Source organism: Lysobacter stagni (assembly GCF_030053425.1).
In the GTDB taxonomy this organism is placed as follows: Bacteria; Pseudomonadota; Gammaproteobacteria; order Xanthomonadales; family Xanthomonadaceae; genus Lysobacter_J; species Lysobacter_J stagni.
The window spans coordinates 2,729,799-2,747,660 of the sequence record NZ_JASGBI010000001.1 but is presented as its reverse complement, the minus strand read 5'-3'; the positions used below and the strand labels follow the sequence as shown (position 1 = coordinate 2,747,660).

The window sequence follows — 17,862 nt, the reverse complement described above, 5'->3', positions numbered from 1 at the left end:
CGCGTCGGAGGGCATCAAGCAGCGCGTGGTCGACCCACCCGTTGTGTGGCGCGATGACACTGCGCCATGTGTTGGTGGATTAACCCATCGCCCGTCGCCTTGCGGCGCCGTGCGATGGAACGTTTCTGTTGCGAGAGATTCAGTGCGCCGGCAACAACGCCAGCACGCGCTCGACGACGACATCGATGCCAAGGCCGGTGGTATCGATACGCACGGCGTCGTCGGCCGGGCGCAACGGAGCCACCGCGCGACTGGCATCGCGGGCGTCGCGGGCAAGGATCTCCCGCAGCAGACCGTCTAAATTAACGGAAACCCCCTTGTCTTTCAACTGCTTATAGCGCCTTTCCGCTCTTTCTTCGGCACTGGCGGTCAGAAACACCTTATAGAGGGCGTCCGGAAAGATGACGGTACCCATGTCCCGGCCGTCGGCAACCAGCCCGGGCGCCTTCCGAAACGCGCGCTGGCGGTCCTTCAGGGCGGCCCGGACCTCGGGGATGGCGGCAATCGCCGAGGCGGCGGCTCCGGCGGTCTCGGTGCGCAGCTCGTCGGTGGCGTCCTGATCGTTGACCAGTATCCGGAGCTCCCGGCTCACCGGGTCCTCGAGGAATTCGATCTTGGTGTCGAACGTGCACCGGACCAGGGCGGCCGGGTCGGCGAGATCCACGTCGGCCCAGCCGGCAGCCACGCCGACCGCCCGGTACAGAGCGCCGGAATCGAGGTAGTGCCAGCCCTGGCGGGCGGCCACGAGACGGCTGATCGTGCCCTTGCCGGAGCCGGAGGGGCCATCGATGGTGAGAACGGGAACGTTGTTCGAGGGGTGTGGGCTGTTCATCCGGTCATTATGCTGTGTCGGAGCTCCAGCCCCGAAGGAACCCGGAATCGGGTCGCCGACCGGGGCCCAACGGACGGCCCGCGACCTTTTTCTCCGCAACCACTTGATCGACGGGGAATTTACCGGCTAGAATTGCGGGCTTCGTTCCGTATCCACCTATTTACCTGTAGCCGAGGTCTGTCATGAAGGTCCTGTCCTCCCTGAAGTCGGCGAAGGCCCGTCACCGCGACTGCAAGGTCGTTCGCCGTCGTGGCAAGGTCTTCGTGATTTGCAAGTCGAACCCGCGTTTCAAGGCGCGTCAGCGCTGATCGTGGCGGTCCGGTCGCTTCGGCGCCCGGCTCGTCCGATGTACCACGCGAGGTTTCACCGAAGGGCCGCCGAAGGGCGGCCTTTCTGCTTCATGCCGTCCGTCGCGACCGTCCATCGCGATACCGACGACGCGATGCTCAAAACGTGACGGCAGCGCGCTGCCGCGTCCGGAAGGCTTGTGCGTACAATCCCGCACTACTCACGAGGGGGCTCGCCATGAAGCATCGTTTCGCTGCCGTTCCGCTGTTCGCTCTGCTCGCCTTCGCTGGTGTCGCCTCGGCCGACACGCTGCTGGTCGAGCGCGTCCAGGAAGAAAACCAGGCCACTCTTCCGGCCCGCGGCCAGACCATGGCCCAGGTCGAAGCCAGCTATGGCGCGCCCGCGCAGAAGCTGGAGGCCGAGGGTGGACAGAAGCGCCAGTGGCCCGCCATCACTCGCTGGGTCTATCCGTCCTTCACCGTCTACTTCGAGAAGAACAAGGTGATCGACGCGGTGGCCAACAAGGCGAGCGCCGAGGAAGTCGGGCCCAAGCCGCCCATCCGATGAGGTTATGAACCAGAACGCACACGCACGCTTTCCCGCCGAATGGGAACCCCAGTCGGCCGTCCTGATCGCCTGGCCCAACGCCGACACCGACTGGGCCGACCGGCTCGGCGAGGTCGAGGAAACCTACATCGCGCTCGTTACGGCGATCACCCGGTTCCAGGACGCGATCGTGTGCGTGGCCGACGAGGACGTGGAGGCGTACGCACGTGCGCGCCTGTCCTCGGCGCGCATCGACATGTCGAAGGTGCATTTCATCGAAGCGCCCTACGACGACACCTGGCTGCGCGATTCCGGCCCGATCACCCTGCGCCAGGGCGACGACTTCCGTCTGTTGGACTTCCGTTTCACTGGTTGGGGCGGCAAGTTCGACGCCAGCCAGGACGACCTTCTGGTCGAGCGCCTGCACGATGCGGGAATCTTCTCGAAGAGTTCACGGCAATCCATTGATTTTGCACTGGAAGGTGGGGCCATCGACACCGATGGCGACGGCACGTTGCTGACGACCTGGCAGTGCCTGCATGAGCGCCATCCGGAGACCTCCCGCGAGGAACTGACCGCGAAGCTGGCCGGCTGGCTGCAGCAGGACCGCGTGCTGTGGCTCGACCATGGCTACTTGGAAGGCGACGACACCGACGCCCACGTCGACACCCTCGCCCGCTTCGCCGGCCCCGATGCCATCACGTTCCAGGCCTGCGACGACCCGACCGACTCGCATTACGCCGAGCTCACGGCCATGGGCGAGGAAATCGCCGCGCTGCGCACGAAGGACGGCCAGCCGTATCGTCTGTTCCCGCTGCCGTGGGCGAAGCCCATCGTCGACGACGGCCGCCGCCTTGCCGCGAGCTACGCCAACTTCCTCATCGTCAACGGCGCGGTGCTGATGCCGGCCTACGGCGACGAGGCCGATGCGAAGGCGCAGGCCGTCCTGGCGCAAGCCTTCCCGGGTCGCGAGATCGTGCCGGTGCCGTGCCGTGCGCTGATCTGGCAGAACGGCAGCCTGCACTGCATCACGATGCAGCTGCCGAAGGGCGTCGTGGCCTGAGCGTCCGCGGCGTCGTCGCCGCTGCGTTCCACCCGCGTTTTCATCCGCGTCATCCAAGCGGCCTACAATTGCAGGCCGCTTCGCGCCGTGCGCGCGCAACACACGATTCGGGATCTCCATGAAGAAGACCACCCTCCCCGTCGCGCTGGTCCAGGAACGCAACCACGGCGACGCCGATGCGAACCTGGCCGTGATCGAGCAGCGCGTGGCCGAGTCCGCCAAGCGCGGCGCGAAGCTCGTGCTGCTGCAGGAACTGCACAACGGCCCGTATTTCTGCCAGCACGAGTCGGTGCACGAATTCGACCTGGCCGAGCCTATCCCGGGCCCGAGCACGCAACGCCTGGGCGCACTGGCGAAGCAGCATGGCGTGGTGCTGGTCAGCTCGCTGTTCGAGAAGCGCGCGGCCGGCCTGTACCACAACACCGCGGTGGTCTTCGACGCCGACGGCTCGACGGCCGGCAAGTACCGCAAGATGCACATCCCGGACGATCCGGGCTTCTACGAAAAGTTTTACTTCACGCCCGGCGATCTGGGTTTCGAGCCGATCGACACCTCGGTGGGTCGCCTTGGCCTGATGGTGTGCTGGGACCAGTGGTACCCCGAAGGCGCGCGACTGATGGCGCTGGCCGGCGCGGAACTGTTGCTCTACCCCACCGCCATCGGCTGGGATCCGGGCGATGAGCAGGCCGAGAAGGACCGCCAGCGCAATGCCTGGATCCTCAGCCACCGCGGCCATGCGGTCGCCAACGGCCTGCCCGTGCTCAGCTGCAATCGCGTCGGCCACGAACAGTCGCCGATGGATGCCGCCGGCATCGACTTCTGGGGCAGCAGCCACGTGCTGGGGCCGCAGGGCGAGTTCCTGGCCGAGGCCAGCACGAGCGAACCGGAAATCCTGATGGCCGAAGTCGACATGCAGCGCAGCGAGCACGTTCGCCGCATCTGGCCGTTCCTGCGCGACCGCCGCATCGACGCCTATGGCGACCTGCTCAAGCGCTACCGCGACTGAGCACCTTCACCGCGACGCCTGCACGTCGCGGTCACCCAACGCCGGCTACGTTCGCCCTCCTTCCGGGAAGGAGCGGCGGCGATGATCTGCGTGACCGGTGCGGGCGGAACGCTGGGCAGCGAAGTCCTCGTGCAATTGCAGGCCGCCGGCGCGCCGTTGCGCGCGGCCTTCCACTCCGACGACAAGGCCGACGCGGCACGCGCGCGGGGCATGGACGCCGTCGCGATCGACTACGCCGATCCCGACACGCTGCGCGATGCCTTCACCGGTTGCGACTCACTCTTCCTGCTCGGCCACAACGCGATCGACCAGACCGAGCTGGAGATCGCGGCCGTGGATCAGGCACGCGCAGCGGGAGTACGTCGCATCGTCAAGCAATCGGTGCTGGGCGCGCAGGACGAGGCCTACAGCCTCGCCCTCGTGCATCGCCCCATCGAACAGGCCATCGAGGCCAGCGGCATGGCGTGGACGTTCCTGCGCCCCAACAGCTTCATGCAGAACGTCATGACGTTCATGAGCCCGACGATCCGCGCCGAGTCGGCGTTCTACAGCGCCAGCGCCGATGCACGGATCAGCCATGTCGACGTGCGCGACATCGCTGCGGTAGCAGTGCGCGCGCTCACCGACGCCGCACACGAAGGCAAGGCCTATACGCTGACCGGTCCCGACGCGCTGACTTACGACGAGCTCGCCACTCTGCTGACGCAGGCGACGGGGCGCACCATCCTCCACGTCGACCTGCCGCCCAACGAGCTGCGCTATGGCCTGGTCGACATGGGCATGCCGGACGAAATCGCGGATCGCCTGCTCGACCTGGAACGCTACTTCCGTTCCGGTGCCGCGGCGCGTGTCACCGACGACATCCGGACTGTCACAGGACGTGCGCCACGCACTTTCGCGAACTACGCAAGCGAGTGCGCCACGCTGCTTGGATGAGGTCGAAGGCGGCGCGTTATGCTTCGCCGCATGCCCAGCCTCCCACCCGAAACCACCACCGCCGCACAACTGGCCATCCGCACCGCCGTCGCGGGCGACCTGGTCGCCATCACCGCGCTGTACGCGCGCGAGGTCGACGAGAACGTCGCCACTTATGAGTACGACACGCCGGACGAAGCGGAGATGACGCGCCGCTGGCAAGGCGTGGTTGCGCAGGGCTATCCGTATGTCGTGGCCGAATGGGACGGCGCCTTCGCCGGTTACGCCTATGCGAGCAGCTATCGCAGCCGCGAAGGTTATCGCTGGACGGTGGAGGACACGGTCTACGTGCACCCGCATTTCATCGGACGCGGCATCGGTCGCGCGCTGCTGCAGCGCTTGATCGACGACTGCACGGCGCTCGACTTGCGCCAGATGGTGGCGGTGATCGGCGACGTCACCAACGCCGCCTCCATCGCGCTGCACGAACGCCTGGGCTTTCGCACCGTCGGGGTCTTCCAGGGGCTGGGACGCAAGCATGGGCGCTGGCTGGACACGGTGCAGATGCAACTGGCGCTCGGCACCGGAAATGAATCCTCGCCGCAAGGCGAATGAGGCCCCGCGGCCCCTGACCGACGAACGGTCAAAATAAAACGAACGGCCGTGCTATTTTCCCTGCCGTGAACGCGCTGACCGCTACCAGCAAGGGCGCTGCCACCCGCGAGGCCATCATCGAGCGGGCGTACGGCATCGCCTGCTCCGCCGGCCTGGAGGGGCTCTCCATCGGCCCGCTGGCCCAGGCCGTGGGCATGTCCAAGAGTGGCGTCTTCGCCCATTTCGGCTCGCGGGAAGACCTCCAGCTGGCCGTCCTGGACGCCGCCGGCGACCGCTTCATCGCGCATGTGCTGCGACCTGCACTGAAGCATCCGCGCGGCCTGCCGCGGCTGCTGGCGATCATGGACGCCTGGTTCGACTGGGACCGGCACACCGAAGGCGGCTGCGTCCTGCTCAGCGCCGCCAGCGAGTACGACGACCGCCCCGGCACCCTGCGCGACCGCCTGATCGAGCACGAGCAGCGCTGGCGGCAGGAAATCGGCCGAGCCATCGGGCTGTCCGTCGAGACCGGCGAACTCGCCCGGGATACCGATCCCGATCAGATGGCATTCGAGCTGTACGGCATCGCGTTGCTGGTTCACCACGACGCCGGGCTGTTCAGCTTTGACCGGGCCGCCGATCGCGGCCGCCGTGCGCTCGAGCGGCTGATCCGCTCCTACGCCCCCCACCCCTGAGTCCTGCGGAGCACCCCCATGTACCCGCTCATCGCCAAAATTAGCACGACCGTTCGTAATATCGCGTTCTACGGGCTTCGCCTCAGCTTTGTCCTGGGCAGCCGGGTCGCGCCGAACGTTACGCTTCATCGCGCGGCCCGCCTGTTCTGCACGCCGCTGCCCTCCTCGCGCAGCCGCGCGCTCGCCGCGCCCACGCACGACGCGCGCGAGGTCAGCGTGACCGTGGAAGGCCACACCATCGCCGCGTACGTGTGGGGTGATCCGTCGCGCCAGCCGTACGTGCTCTTCGCGCACGGATGGTCCAGCCACGGCACGCGCATCGCCGCATGGCTGCCGCAGTTGCGTCGCGATGGGTACGCCGTGGTCGCGTTCGATCAGCCCGCACACGGACGCAGCCCCGGCCGGCAGGCCACCCTGCCCGACTTCACCCGCCATCTGCTCGCGGTCGGGAAGCACTTCGGGCCCGCCGAAGCCGTGATCGGTCATTCGCTGGGCGGCGCCGCGACCGCCAATGCGCTCTCACGCGGGTTGCAGGCACGACGCGCGGTGCTGATCGCGCCTGCGGCCGATCCGGTCGCCGCCGCCGAACGGTTCGCCGACATCATGTGGGTGGGGCGCAACCTCGTCCAACGGATGTTCGCCTACTTCGAAGGCCTCATCGGCATCACCTTCGACGAGCAGCAGGCGCACCACACCGCTCCGGTGATCGGCCGGCCGGCATTGATCGTGCACGACCTGGAAGACCGCGACGTGCCGTGGTCCGAAGGCGAACGCTACGCGCGCTACTGGCCCGATTCACGCCTGCTGACCACGCGTGGGCTGGGGCATCGCCGCGTGCTGGACGATGGCGAGGTCATTACCGCCGCGATGCGCTTCCTGCACGGTGAAGCGGTGGGCGAACGCCTGGTGTCTTCGCCGAATCTGCCCTTCGGCGTGGCCTGACGTGCCCGCCCTGCGGGCCTTCATTGCCCCTCCGCGCCGCAGGCCCTAAGCTCTGCGCAGCCACACGAAGTGCGAGACGACGGCGCCTGAGGGCGCCGTCTTGCTGCCGGGCGCTTGAAGCCGCCGGCGCGAGCACGCACCTTCGTTTCCGTCCCTCTTTCACGCGGTCCTATTCCATGTCCGAATCGCTGCAGGCCCTGCTCGAACACCAGCCTCACGCGATCGTCGAGCGCGATGGCGTCCGCTACACGCTGCTCGGCACCGCCCATGTGTCGCAGGCCAGCGTCGAAGCCGTCCGCGATGCGGTCGGCAGCGGCGCCTTCGACGCGGTCGCGGTCGAGCTGGACGCCCAGCGCCTCCAGGCCCTGACCGACCCGGACGCCCTGGCGCGCCTGGACCTGGTGCAGGTGATCCGCACCGGCAAGACCGCGCTGTTCGCCGCCAACCTGGCCTTGGCCGCCTACCAGCGACGTCTGGCCGAACAGCTGGGCATCGAGCCCGGCGCGGAACTCAAGCGCGCCGTGCTGGAAGCCCGCCAGCGCGACCTGCCCGTGCATCTCATCGACCGCGATGTCGGCCTCACCTTCAAGCGCGCGTCCAGCAAGCTGGGCTGGTGGTCGCGCGCGAAGCTCGGCGGCGGCCTGCTGGCGGCATTGTTCGTGGACGAGGAAGTGGGTGCGGAAGACATCGAGAAGCTCAAGCAGGGCGACATGCTCGAATCGAGCTTCAGCGAATTCGCCAGCGACAGCCCCGAGCTGTACGAAAGCGTCATCGCCGAGCGCGACCGCTACATGGCCGCGCGCCTGCGCGACAGCCACGGCGACGCCCGCGAAGTGCTGGCCGTCGTCGGTGCAGGCCACCTGCAGGGCCTTGCGCGCCACCTGAAGGAAGAGAGCCGCGCACCGGAGACCATCGTCGCCGAGCTGGAGTCGCTGCCGAAGAAGAGCGACATCCCGTGGTTCACCATTTTCCTCGCCGTGTTCGTCCTGGGCGGGTTCGCGTGGGGTTTCTGGCGCGGCGGCATCGACGTCGGCTCCGACCTGCTCCTGCAATGGGTCCTGGCGACCGGCGTGCTGGGTGCGATCGGCTGCGCGATCGCCGGTGGGCATCCGCTCAGCATCCTGGTGGCCTTCGTCGCCTCGCCCATCACCCCGCTGCATCCCGCGCTGGCCTCCGGAACGCTCAGCGCACTGACCGAAGCCTGGATCCGCAAGCCCACATATGCCGACTTCATGGCCCTGCGCGACGACGTGCAGACCTGGCGAGGCTGGTGGCGCAACCGCGTGGCGCGCGTACTGCTCAACTTCTTCCTGACCAGCCTGGGCACCGCGATCGGCGTGTGGACCGGCGGCCTGCGCATGCTGGGCAAGCTGGTGGGCTGAACATCGCATAGCGGACGACGGCGAGGTCTCGTCCGCCACGACGACTGCGGGCCATTCACCGCCGCGCCCGCTGTCTGCCTGACGCGTCATCGGATGCGTGCCAGGCGCATGAGCAGGCCGCCCGTGCGACCGGGCCGGAAAGGCGCGCAGCACACAGACAAAAAACGGGAGGGCTTTCGCCCTCCCGTTCGTGTCGTGCCTGGTTGCTGGGCTTAGTCCACCTTCAGCGCCGTCACCGTGGCGGCCGGTACGCCGCCGGTGTTGCCTCGCGCGCGTCGGACCAGACGCGAGGTACCGGTACGCAGGTCGTCGAGGATCGCGTAGATCGTCGGCAGGAACAGCAGGCTGACCACCGTCGAGAACGCCAGACCACCGGCGATGGCGCGCGCCATCGGGTAGTACGGCGGGCCGTCGCCGCCGATCTGCGTGTTGGTCAGCGAGATGGGCACCATCGCCAGGATCGCCGTGCCCATCGTCATGAGGATCGGGCGCAGGCGTTCGCGGCTGCCTTCGACCAGTGCGTCGGTACGCGACAGGCCCCGGCGTCGCAGGTTGTTGATGTGCTCGATCATCACGATGCCGTTGTTCACCACCACGCCCATCAGCACCAGGATGCCGATGAAGGCCATGATGTTGAACTCGGTACCGGTCAGCCAGAACAGCCAGAACACGCCGAACACCGAGAACAGCACGCCGGTCATGATCGCCGACGGGAACAGCAGCGATTCGAACACCGCCGCCATCACCACGTAGATCATCACCAGAGCGATCAGCAGGTTGAACATCATCTGCTGGTTCGCCTCAGCCTCGTCCTCGAACGCGCCGGATTCGAAGGTGAAGGAGTAGCCGGCCGGGAACGCGACAGCCTTGAGCACCTCCTCCATCGCCTTGCGCGCTTCGGGCACGGTCACCTTGTCGCCCAGGTTGGCCTGGATGGCGACCGTGGTCTGGCGGTTCGCGCGCTGGATCTGCGTGGCCGACGGCTTGACCGCCACGTCCACCATGGCCAGCAGCGGCACCGTGCGGCCGTCCGGCGCGCGCACCGTGAAACCGGCGATATCGGACGTGTCGAACTGCTCGGCACCGGCAAAACGCACCCACACGGGCACTTCGGTGTCGCCGCGACGGAACTCGCGCAGCGGCGCGCCGCGCAGGGCCAGGCCGACGAAGCTGGCCACTTCCTGCGCACTGAAGCCGAACGACGCCGCACGTTCACGGTCCACGCGCACCGACAGCTCGCTGTTCTGGTCGCCGATGTCGACGCGCACGTCGCGCAGTTCCTTGCGCTTGGCCAGGATGGGCACGATGTCGTTGGCCAGCTCGACCAGCGTCTCGGTCGAGTCGCCCACCAGCTGCACCTGCACGTTCTGTCCAGGGCCACCGCCGCCACCGCCACCACCGCCCTGGTTGCCGATACCGATGTTGGCACGGGCCGACTTGGGCAGGTCCTTGCGCAGCTGCTCGATGATGCCCTTGGACTCGCTGATCTTGGCGACGTCGAAGGTGATTCGCGTACCACCCCAGCCCTGCTCGCTGTAGTACGAGTAGATCTGGGTGATGTTGTACTTCTTTCGGTTCGCGTCGAGGAACTTCTCGATCTTGAGAATCTCCGCCGACATCTGCTCCTTCGTGTACGCACCCTTCCACTGGTAGAAGATGTTGGTCTCGGTGCCGTCGTCGCCACCGAACATGTTCTTCTTGGTCAGGCTGAACGGCACGATGCTGATGGCGATGATCATCAGGATGCCGAGCACGGCCCTGCCACGATGCTCCAGCGTCCAGCGCAGGAACTGCGCGTAACGCTTCTGCATGCGCGGGATCAGGCCGCCTTCCGACTTCACCGCCGGCGGCGTCTTCAGGCGCGCCGAGATCATCGGGATCAGGCTCACCGCCACCAGCCACGATGCCAGCAGCGACACCGAAATGGTGATGGCGATCTGCGACAGGTAGATGCTGAGGAAGTTGCGGGGACCGAACAGGTTGGGCAGGAACACGATGCAGTGGCACAGCGTGCCCGCCGACAGCGCGATGGCCACGTGCTTGGTGCCCAGGATCGAGGCCCCTTCCGGGTTGTCCGGCATGCGCTCGCGTTCCTGGTAGATGCTCTCCACCACGACGACCGCGTTGTCCACCAGCATGCCCACCGCCAGCAGCAGGCCCATCATCGACAGGATGTTGAGCGTGACGCCGGTGAAGTACATGAAGCCCAGCGTCATCACGAAGCAGATCGGGATGGCCAGGGTCACCATCAGCGTCGACGGCCAGTGGCGCAGGAAGAAGAACAGCACCGCGATCGACAGCACCAGGCCGATGGCGCCGGCCTCGGCCAGCTCCAGCAGCGAGCTGGTGACGTTGTCGCCCTGGTTGTCGATGATGATCACGCGGATGTCGCCCATCTCGGGCTGCTTGCGGATCGCCTCCACTTCCGCCAGCGCCTTGCTGGACACATCGACCAGGTTCGCATTGCGCTCCTTGAAGATGTCCAGGCCGATCGCCGGGCGGCCGTCCAGGCGACGACCGTAGTTCATGCGCTGCGGCTTCAGCCGCACCTGCGCGATGTCGCCCAGGCGCACGCCCTTGGCGTCGAGCACCAGGTCGCGCAGCTGCTGCAGGTCGGTGATCTCGCCCACCGGCTGCACGCGCAGGCGCCGTCCGCCATCGTCGATCTGGCCGGCGGAGATCGAGAAATTGACCTCCTTCAGGCGCTTGTTGAGATCGTTGAGGCTGAGGTTGTGCGCGGTCAGGCGGTCGGGGTCGATCGCGATCTCCACCTCGTTCGGCGCCGCACCGGTCACGTCCACGCGCGCAACGCCCGGGATGCGTTCGATGCGCCGCTTGAACTCGCGGTCGATCATGTCGTACGCGCCGCCCAGGTCGCTCTTGCTGGCCAGGCGCACGCGCAGGACGGGTTCGTCGGTGGTGGAGAACTTGAAGACGTTGAAGCGCTGCAGGTCTTCGGGCAGATCGTCGCGGATGGCGTCGATGCGCTCGCGCGCCTCCGACGCCGCGATGGCGACGTCGCGGTTCCAGTCCGAGAACTGCATGAAGATCTCGGCGCCGTCGGCACGCGCATTGGCATCCATGCGCTTGATGCCGGTCATCGTCGACAGCGATTCCTCCACCGGACGCAGCAGCGTGCGCTCCACCTCCTCGGGGGTGGAGCCGGTGTACGGCAGCTGCACGAAGATGAAGGGCGGCGAGACTTCCGGGAACGCTTCAAGCGGCAGTCGGATCGCCGCAATCAGGCCGATCACGAACAGCGACACGAAGAACATGATCGCCGTGACCGGCCGTTTGATGCTGAGCTCCGCAATGGTCATCTGCGTGGGCTCCTCAGACCGGCTCGACCTGGCCGTCGGCGTCACCCGCGACCGGCTTGCCGTGGGTGCGCTTGGCGCGGTTGACGTAGTACTCGTCGGCGCGACGGTCCAGCAGGTCGTACACGACCGGGATCACCACCAGGGTGAGCAGCGTGGACACCAGCAGGCCGCCGATCACGGTGATGGCCATCGGCGAACGCACTTCCGCACCCTCGCCCACCGCCAACGCGAGCGGCAGGAAGCCGAACAGCGTGCACATGGTGGTCATGATGATCGGACGCAGGCGCGAACGCGCACCCTCGACCAGCGCCTCGCGCTTGGGCACGCCGGCCTCGCGCAGCTGGTTGACCTTGTCGACCAGGATGATCGCGTTCTTCACCACCAGTCCGACCAGCAGGATCAGGCCGATGAACACCACCACCGACACCGGTGAATTGGTGATCAGCAGCGCGAGCACCGCGCCGACCAGCGCCAGCGGAATGGTGAACAGGATGACGAACGGATGCAGCAGCGACTCGAACTGCGAGGCCATCACCAGGTACACCAGGAAGATCGCCAGCCCGAAGGCGAACAGCAGCGAGCGGACCGATTCGGCGAGTTCCTCACCCTGGCCGCCGATATGCATGCTGACGCCGGCGCCGAGCGGCTGCTCGCTGACCATGTCCTGCACTTCGCGCACGGCCGTGCCCAGGTCGATATCGCGCAGGTTCGCCGAGACGATGGCCACGCGCACCTGGTCTGCGCGGTGGATTTCGCTCGGGCCGGTGGTGGCGACCACGTCGGCCACCGCGTCCAGCGTCACCGGACGCGTGCTGCCCGGGTTCACGATCAGATGGCGGATGCTGTCCACCGACGCGCGGTCGGTTTCGCGCGCACGCACCAGCACGTCGATCTTGCGGTCGCGGAAGCTGTAGCGCGTGGCGACGTCGCCGCGCACCTTCTTCACCACCACGTCGGCGATCTGGCGCGTCGTCAGACCGAGCGCACCGGCGCGGTCCTGGTCGAAGCGGATCTGGATCTCCGGGAAGCCCTCTTCCACCGTCGACTTCACGTCGGCGTAGTGCGGATTGGCGCGCAGCATCTTGGCCATCTGCTGGCCCGCCTGCTGGATGCCGGGCAGGTCCTGGCCGCGCAGTTCGATTTCCAGCGGCGTGGAGAAGCTGAAGAGCTCCGGACGGCTGAAGTCGACCTGCACGCCGGCGTGCGACTTCATCGTCTCGCGCAGGCGCTCGGTTTCGCTGGCCTCCATTTCCTTGCTGCCGCCGTCTGCCATCACCACCGTCAGCTTGCCGATGTTCTCGCCGCTTTCGGTGGGGTTGGCGTCCAGTCGCGTGCCGCTACCGCTCACGCCGTACAGCGTGCGGATGCCTTCGTCCTTGCCGTGCGCCTGCTGCAGCTCGCGCACCAGGGCGTCGGTATCGCGCAGCGGCGTGCCCGGGGGCAGCTTCACCGTCATCTCGAAGCGGTCCTGCGCCAGCTGCGGGATGAGGTCGGCACCCAGCAGCGGCACGGCCAGCAGGGTCAGCGCGAACGCCACCGCCGCCGAGCCCAGCACCAGCCACGGGCGCTTGAGCGCGTTGGGCAACAACTTCAGGTAACCACGCTCGGCGCGGCCGTAAGGCGCCATCGCCAGATCGCTGGCCTTGCGCATCACCGGGCCGACCACGGCCACCAGTCCGCGCCATGCGCGCACGATGGCCCAGGCCAGGCCGAAGAACGCACCGCGCGTGCCGATGCCGATGCCGTGTTCGACCGCGGCGATGGGCTTCTGCAGCTTCGATGTGGGTTCCCAGCGCGGATGCGGCGCTTCCTCCGGGAAGGCCATCGGCGGACGGCCCTTCAGTGCGCTCAGCATCGGGATCAGCGTCATCGACACGATCAGCGAGATACCGATGGCCAGCGCCACGGTCAGCGCCTGATCGCGGAACAACTGCCCGGCGATGCCCTGCACGAACACCAGCGGCAGGAACACCGCGATGGTGGTCAGCGTGGACGCGACCACGGCCATGCTGACCTCGCGCGTGCCGGCAATGGCTGCATCGAGGATGCCCAGCCCGCGCTCGCGTGCCTTGGCGATGCTTTCGAGCACGACGATGGAGTCGTCCACCACCAGGCCGGTCGCCAGCGCGAGGCCGCCCAGCGACATGACGTTGAGGCTCAGGCCCATCTGGCCCATGAAGAAGAACGTCGCGATAATCGAGACCGGCAGCGACAGGCTGATCACGAACGTGCTCCAGCCATCGCGCAGGAACAGGAAGATGATCAGGATCGCCAGCATGCCGCCGATCACCGCATCCTTCTTGACGTCGCTGATGGCGTGTCGGATGAACGTCGACTGGTCGTCGATGGTGGTCAGTTCGATGTCCGGCGGGATCTGCGACTCGATCTCCTTCAGACGCTTCTGGATTGCATCCGCGGTGGCGACGGTGTTGGCGTCGCCTTCCTTGTAGATGGCCAGCTCGACCGCTTCCTTGCCGGCCAGGCGGATGATGGCCTCGCGTTCCTTGAAGCCCTGGCGGACATCGGCGACGTCCTTCAGGCGCACGGGACGTCCGCCCGCGACCACGGAACTGCCGCCGGAGTTCGCGTTCTGCACCGAGGCGGCCGCCGCCATCGCCGCCGCCGAACCGGTCTGCGCGGCGATCGCCGCCATCTGCGCGGCCGCCGACGCGGCAGCGTTGTCGCCACCGTTCTGCGTCGTGACCAGCATCTCGCGGATCTCGGGCACGCTGGCGAACTGGTTCACCGTGCGCACGAGGTAACGCTGCGAGCCCTCTTCCAGGCGGCCGCCGGAGATGTTGATGTTCTCCTGCTGCAGGCGCTGGATAACGTTGTCGATGGGCAGGTTGAGCTGCGCCAGCTTCTGCTGGTCGATGTCGACCTGGATCTCGTCCTCAAGGCCGCCGCCGACCTTCACGGCCGCCACGCCTTCCACCGGCTCGAGCTTCTTCTTCAGGTCATCGTCCGCATAGCGGCGCATGCCCGTGAGCTGGCGCAGGGCCTCGGTGTCGCTGGACGCCTGGTTCTTGGGCGACAGCGCAATGCGCAGTATCGGCTCCGTGGACGGATTGAAGCGCAGCAGCACCGGTGCCTTGGCCTCCAGCGGCAGCTGCACGACTTCCATCTTGTCGCGCACCTCCAGACTGGCCTGGTCCATGTCGGTGCCCCAGGCGAACTCCAGCACCACGTCGCTCTGGCCGGTGCGCGAGACCGACTTGAGCTTGCGCAGCCCCTTCACGACGCCGACGGCTTCCTCGACCGGCTCGCTGATCAGGGTTTCGATTTCCGCCGGCGCCGCACCGGTGTACTCGGTGCGGACGGTGAGCGTGGGATAGCTCAGGTCCGGCAGCAGGTTGACCTTGAGATCGCCCAGCGCGATCAGGCCGAACAGGACGAAGGTGAGCGTCACCATCATGACGGTTACCCGTCGACGGGTGGAGAACTCGACCAGATTGAATCCTTGCGTGTTCGCAGGTTGCGTCACGTTGCGCTCTCCGCGATTACTTCTTGTCGTCGGTCTTGGCGACAGCCGCGACTTCGGGCTTCTTCGCCTGCGGTTGGCCCAGCACCTGCACCACCGTGCCGTCGCGCAGCGCGGTCTTGCCGGCCACGACGACCTGCTCGCCTTCCTTCACGCCGTCGCGGATTTCGGCCCAGGAGCCGTCCATGTAACCCAGCTTGACCGGCACGCGCTTGGTCTTGTCGCCGGTGACGACGAACACGGCCGGATCGCCGTCGTCTTCCAGCAGGGCCACGCGCGGCACGACGAGCGCGTCGGCGCGCTGGTCGTAGTCGATCTTGAGGCGGCCGAACATGCCCGGCTGCAGCACGCCGTCGCCCTTGAACGCGCACACGACGCGGAAGGTACCGCTGCCCGAGTCCACCACCGGTGAGACGCGGTCGACGGTGCCGGTGAAGGTCTTGCCCGGCAGCGCATCGACCTGCAGCAGCACCGGCAGGCCGGACTTCAGCGTGGCCAGCTCGCGCTCGGGCACGTTCAGCGTGGCCTCCAGGCGCGAGGTGTCGACGATGCGGAAGATCGGCGTGTTGATCTGGACGAAGTTGCCGGTCTTGATCGAGCGCGAAGCGATCACGCCGTTGATCGGCGCCTCGACGTTGGCGTACGACAGCTCCAGCGTGGCCATGCGGTTGGCCGCGCGCGCTTCCTCAAGGTCGAAGCGCAGCTGGTCGTTGTCGTTCGCGCTGAGCAGCTTCTGGTCGGCCATCTGCTTAGCGCGCGCGTAGTTCGCCTCCAGCTTGCGCATCTGCGCGGCGGTCTGGGCGGCCTGCAGCTCCGAACGGGCGGAGTCCAGGCGCACCAGGGTCTGCCCGGCGCGCACCTGCTGGCCTTCCTCGACCATCACGTTCAGCGCCACGCCCGAGGTCTTGGCGACCACCTGCGACTCGGCCACCGGCTCCAGCGGGGCGGTGCCGGTATAGCTGGCGGCGACGGCGCGACGGGAGGCCTTGGCGACCTCGACCGGGACGGCGTCCGGGCCCTTCTGCTCCCCCGGCTTGGCCTGGGCTTCGCCGGCCCCGCCCCCGCCCTTGCAGGCGCTCAGGAGCAACAGGCACGGCAACAGGACGACAGCGGCGCGGGCAAAACCACGGCTGCGATTTCGGGCGAAGTGACGCATTGAATTGGACCCCAGATGGCTATTTACCGGGCTGTATGCCGGTGTTGTATATAGGTATATCACCGCCCCAATTCACCGCATCCGCCGAAGGTCATGGTGACTGGAGCCACTGCGCTGCCGGACCGCCCTGGATCGGCGATCAGGACCCGCAACAACCATCGATGCAAAATGGCACGACTTCGTTGCATCGACATCGCAAGCTATACTTGCCGACTTGTGCGCGCCCCAGTCAGGTGTTCGATGAATCGGGCGACCACGCGCAGCCAGCTCCAGAACCTTCGCTAGCCATTCGAGATTGCGGACTACGACATGATGCGACCGCTGATGATCGCCGCCTGCTTCGTCCTGACCACCGCCGCGTTCAGCGCGTCGGCCCAGGAAACCCAGGCCCCCGCCGCCGCCCCGGCCGCTGCCGCCGCGACGCCGGCTCCCGCCGCTGTCACGGGCAATGCCGACAGGGGTCGCCAGCTGACCTACACCTGCCAGGGCTGCCACGGCGTCACTGGTTACAAGAACGCCTACCCGAACTACCACGTGCCGAAGATCGGCGGGCAGTCGGCGGTGTATCTGACCAACGCGCTCAACGAATACAAGAAGGGCACGCGCAAGCACCCGACGATGCAGGCCCAGTCGCAGAGCTTCTCCGACCAGGACATCGCCGACATCGCGGCTTTCCTTTCGTCCCTGAAGTGAGTGAGCGCACGACCATGACGAACAAGTTCCTCGCCATTGCCCTGCTCGCGGCCGTCGCTGTCGCCGGCTGCTCCAGCTCCGACACGCCGGCCGAGCATTCGGCTGCCGATCGCGCTTCGGGCCACACCTCGTCGTCCGCGGGCCTGCCGGCCGGCCACATCGCCGCCGGCGAGAAGCTGGCCCAGACCAAGGGCAAGGCCACCGGCCAGTCCTGCTTCGACTGCCACGGCGCCGAAGGCAACGCACCGATCGACGAGACCTACCCGAAGCTCGCCGGCCAGTACTACGACTACATCGCCCATTCGCTGCAGGCGTACCGCGATGGCGACCGCGAGCATCCGCTGATGTCGAGCCAGGCCAAAGAGCTGACCGACCAGCAGATCGCCGACCTGGCCGCGTACTTCTATTCGCGCCAGAGCAACCTGCGCGACCTGCACGGCGCGCACTGAGCCATCCGGCTCCGATCGACGAAAAGGCCCGCCAATGGCGGGCCTTTTTTATTCCGCATTTTCCGCCGGGTCGGAATCCGACATCGCCAGGCCCTCGAGCCTGAGCTGACGCCCGACCAGCAGATTCAGTTCGGCCACCCGCCGCGCGTGGCGCTTCCGGACGGAATGGAACCTGGGATTCCACGAACCGGTGCTCACGAACGCCTGCTGCATGCCGTCAAGCTTCACGCGATCGTCCTCGATCAGCGCGATCAGGGCCTGCACCTGCACGACCAGGAGGTTGTCCGCCTTCATCTGCTCGTGAGTCGAGGTCTGCTGGGCAATCGAGATCGCCATCAGCACCAGTGACGCGGGGGCGACGATGCCTGCCATGTCCTTCGGCACATCGTGGATGCCGAGCGAAGCGAGGCAAAGCAGGACGATCAATACGATCCCGATCTTGAACACGCGATGCATCACCACTTCTCCGGTCGATTTCCACCGAATATCCGATCCGGCAG

16 protein-coding genes are annotated in these 17,862 nt (G+C 67.0%); 11 read left to right on the top strand and 5 right to left on the bottom strand.

All coding sequences use genetic code 11. The features are described from left to right. Positions 1-139: 139 nt before the first annotated feature. On the bottom strand, positions 140-832 hold the full coding sequence (cmk, locus tag QLQ15_RS12700; RefSeq protein WP_283213132.1) for a (d)CMP kinase: 693 nt from the start codon (positions 830-832) through the stop codon (positions 140-142). Positions 833-1,014: 182 nt separating this feature from the next. Between cmk and ykgO the strand changes: the two genes are divergently transcribed. The 9 genes from ykgO (at position 1,015) to QLQ15_RS12655 (ending at position 8,263) form a co-directional block, all read left to right on the top strand. Beyond that, positions 1,015-1,140, top strand: a complete 126-nt coding sequence (gene ykgO / locus QLQ15_RS12695) for a type B 50S ribosomal protein L36 (RefSeq protein ID WP_010342887.1) — start codon at positions 1,015-1,017, stop codon at positions 1,138-1,140. Between the two features lie 217 nt (positions 1,141-1,357). After that, on the top strand, positions 1,358-1,687 hold the full coding sequence (locus QLQ15_RS12690; protein ID WP_283213131.1) for a hypothetical protein: 330 nt from the start codon (positions 1,358-1,360) through the stop codon (positions 1,685-1,687). Positions 1,688-1,691: 4 nt separating this feature from the next. Next, complete coding sequence (locus QLQ15_RS12685; protein WP_283213130.1) at positions 1,692-2,729, top strand: agmatine deiminase family protein; 1,038 nt, start codon at positions 1,692-1,694, stop codon at positions 2,727-2,729. 118 nt (positions 2,730-2,847) lie between these two features. Then, complete coding sequence (locus tag QLQ15_RS12680) at positions 2,848-3,735, top strand: carbon-nitrogen hydrolase (protein ID WP_283213129.1); 888 nt, start codon at positions 2,848-2,850, stop codon at positions 3,733-3,735. A gap of 81 nt (positions 3,736-3,816) precedes the next feature. Then, complete coding sequence (locus QLQ15_RS12675) at positions 3,817-4,671, top strand: SDR family oxidoreductase (RefSeq protein ID WP_283213128.1); 855 nt, start codon at positions 3,817-3,819, stop codon at positions 4,669-4,671. A 30-nt stretch (positions 4,672-4,701) separates the two neighbouring features. Then, complete coding sequence (locus QLQ15_RS12670) at positions 4,702-5,265, top strand: GNAT family N-acetyltransferase (RefSeq protein WP_283213127.1); 564 nt, start codon at positions 4,702-4,704, stop codon at positions 5,263-5,265. Between the two features lie 65 nt (positions 5,266-5,330). Then, positions 5,331-5,939, top strand: coding sequence for a TetR/AcrR family transcriptional regulator (locus tag QLQ15_RS12665; RefSeq protein WP_283213126.1), 609 nt, complete (start codon positions 5,331-5,333; stop codon positions 5,937-5,939). 18 nt (positions 5,940-5,957) lie between these two features. After that, positions 5,958-6,881, top strand: coding sequence for an alpha/beta fold hydrolase (locus tag QLQ15_RS12660; protein ID WP_283213125.1), 924 nt, complete (start codon positions 5,958-5,960; stop codon positions 6,879-6,881). Between the two features lie 176 nt (positions 6,882-7,057). Then, complete coding sequence (locus QLQ15_RS12655; RefSeq protein ID WP_283213124.1) at positions 7,058-8,263, top strand: TraB/GumN family protein; 1,206 nt, start codon at positions 7,058-7,060, stop codon at positions 8,261-8,263. Positions 8,264-8,475: 212 nt separating this feature from the next. Here the strand turns inward: QLQ15_RS12655 and QLQ15_RS12650 are convergent, their stop codons facing one another. From QLQ15_RS12650 to QLQ15_RS12640, 3 genes are read right to left on the bottom strand one after another with little or no spacing between them, the layout of a single operon-like run. Next, positions 8,476-11,583 (bottom strand): efflux RND transporter permease subunit, encoded by a 3,108-nt coding sequence (locus tag QLQ15_RS12650; RefSeq protein ID WP_283213123.1) that lies wholly within the window; start codon positions 11,581-11,583, stop codon positions 8,476-8,478. Between the two features lie 13 nt (positions 11,584-11,596). Next, a complete protein-coding gene (locus tag QLQ15_RS12645; protein WP_283213122.1) occupies positions 11,597-15,067 on the bottom strand; it encodes an efflux RND transporter permease subunit in 3,471 nt (1,156 codons plus the stop codon). A gap of 16 nt (positions 15,068-15,083) precedes the next feature. Next, on the bottom strand, positions 15,084-16,220 hold the full coding sequence (locus tag QLQ15_RS12640; protein ID WP_283213121.1) for an efflux RND transporter periplasmic adaptor subunit: 1,137 nt from the start codon (positions 16,218-16,220) through the stop codon (positions 15,084-15,086). Between the two features lie 312 nt (positions 16,221-16,532). On the opposite strand from QLQ15_RS12640, the gene QLQ15_RS12635 reads away from it, so the two are divergent. After that, positions 16,533-16,913 (top strand): c-type cytochrome, encoded by a 381-nt coding sequence (locus QLQ15_RS12635; protein WP_283214015.1) that lies wholly within the window; start codon positions 16,533-16,535, stop codon positions 16,911-16,913. A 14-nt stretch (positions 16,914-16,927) separates the two neighbouring features. Next, the gene (locus QLQ15_RS12630; protein ID WP_283213120.1) at positions 16,928-17,362 is read left to right on the top strand and encodes a c-type cytochrome; all 435 of its coding nucleotides are present in this window, start codon (positions 16,928-16,930) and stop codon (positions 17,360-17,362) included. A gap of 48 nt (positions 17,363-17,410) precedes the next feature. Here the strand turns inward: QLQ15_RS12630 and QLQ15_RS12625 are convergent, their stop codons facing one another. Beyond that, on the bottom strand, positions 17,411-17,818 hold the full coding sequence (locus QLQ15_RS12625; protein WP_283213119.1) for a hypothetical protein: 408 nt from the start codon (positions 17,816-17,818) through the stop codon (positions 17,411-17,413). Between the last annotated feature and the right edge of the window lie 44 nt (positions 17,819-17,862).

What these genes read in the sequence shown, in the direction of transcription:
- cmk (WP_283213132.1), bottom strand. Translation starts at nt 832, where the DNA reads ATGAACAGCCCACACCCCTCGAACAACGTTCCCGTTCTCACCATCGAT.
- ykgO (WP_010342887.1), top strand. Translation starts at nt 1,015, where the DNA reads ATGAAGGTCCTGTCCTCCCTGAAGTCGGCGAAGGCCCGTCACCGCGAC.
- QLQ15_RS12690 (WP_283213131.1), top strand. Translation starts at nt 1,358, where the DNA reads ATGAAGCATCGTTTCGCTGCCGTTCCGCTGTTCGCTCTGCTCGCCTTC.
- QLQ15_RS12685 (WP_283213130.1), top strand. Translation starts at nt 1,692, where the DNA reads ATGAACCAGAACGCACACGCACGCTTTCCCGCCGAATGGGAACCCCAG.
- QLQ15_RS12680 (WP_283213129.1), top strand. Translation starts at nt 2,848, where the DNA reads ATGAAGAAGACCACCCTCCCCGTCGCGCTGGTCCAGGAACGCAACCAC.
- QLQ15_RS12675 (WP_283213128.1), top strand. Translation starts at nt 3,817, where the DNA reads ATGATCTGCGTGACCGGTGCGGGCGGAACGCTGGGCAGCGAAGTCCTC.
- QLQ15_RS12670 (WP_283213127.1), top strand. Translation starts at nt 4,702, where the DNA reads ATGCCCAGCCTCCCACCCGAAACCACCACCGCCGCACAACTGGCCATC.
- QLQ15_RS12660 (WP_283213125.1), top strand. Translation starts at nt 5,958, where the DNA reads ATGTACCCGCTCATCGCCAAAATTAGCACGACCGTTCGTAATATCGCG.
- QLQ15_RS12655 (WP_283213124.1), top strand. Translation starts at nt 7,058, where the DNA reads ATGTCCGAATCGCTGCAGGCCCTGCTCGAACACCAGCCTCACGCGATC.
- QLQ15_RS12650 (WP_283213123.1), bottom strand. Translation starts at nt 11,583, where the DNA reads ATGACCATTGCGGAGCTCAGCATCAAACGGCCGGTCACGGCGATCATG.
- QLQ15_RS12640 (WP_283213121.1), bottom strand. Translation starts at nt 16,220, where the DNA reads ATGCGTCACTTCGCCCGAAATCGCAGCCGTGGTTTTGCCCGCGCCGCT.
- QLQ15_RS12635 (WP_283214015.1), top strand. Translation starts at nt 16,533, where the DNA reads ATGCGACCGCTGATGATCGCCGCCTGCTTCGTCCTGACCACCGCCGCG.
- QLQ15_RS12630 (WP_283213120.1), top strand. Translation starts at nt 16,928, where the DNA reads ATGACGAACAAGTTCCTCGCCATTGCCCTGCTCGCGGCCGTCGCTGTC.
- QLQ15_RS12625 (WP_283213119.1), bottom strand. Translation starts at nt 17,818, where the DNA reads ATGCATCGCGTGTTCAAGATCGGGATCGTATTGATCGTCCTGCTTTGC.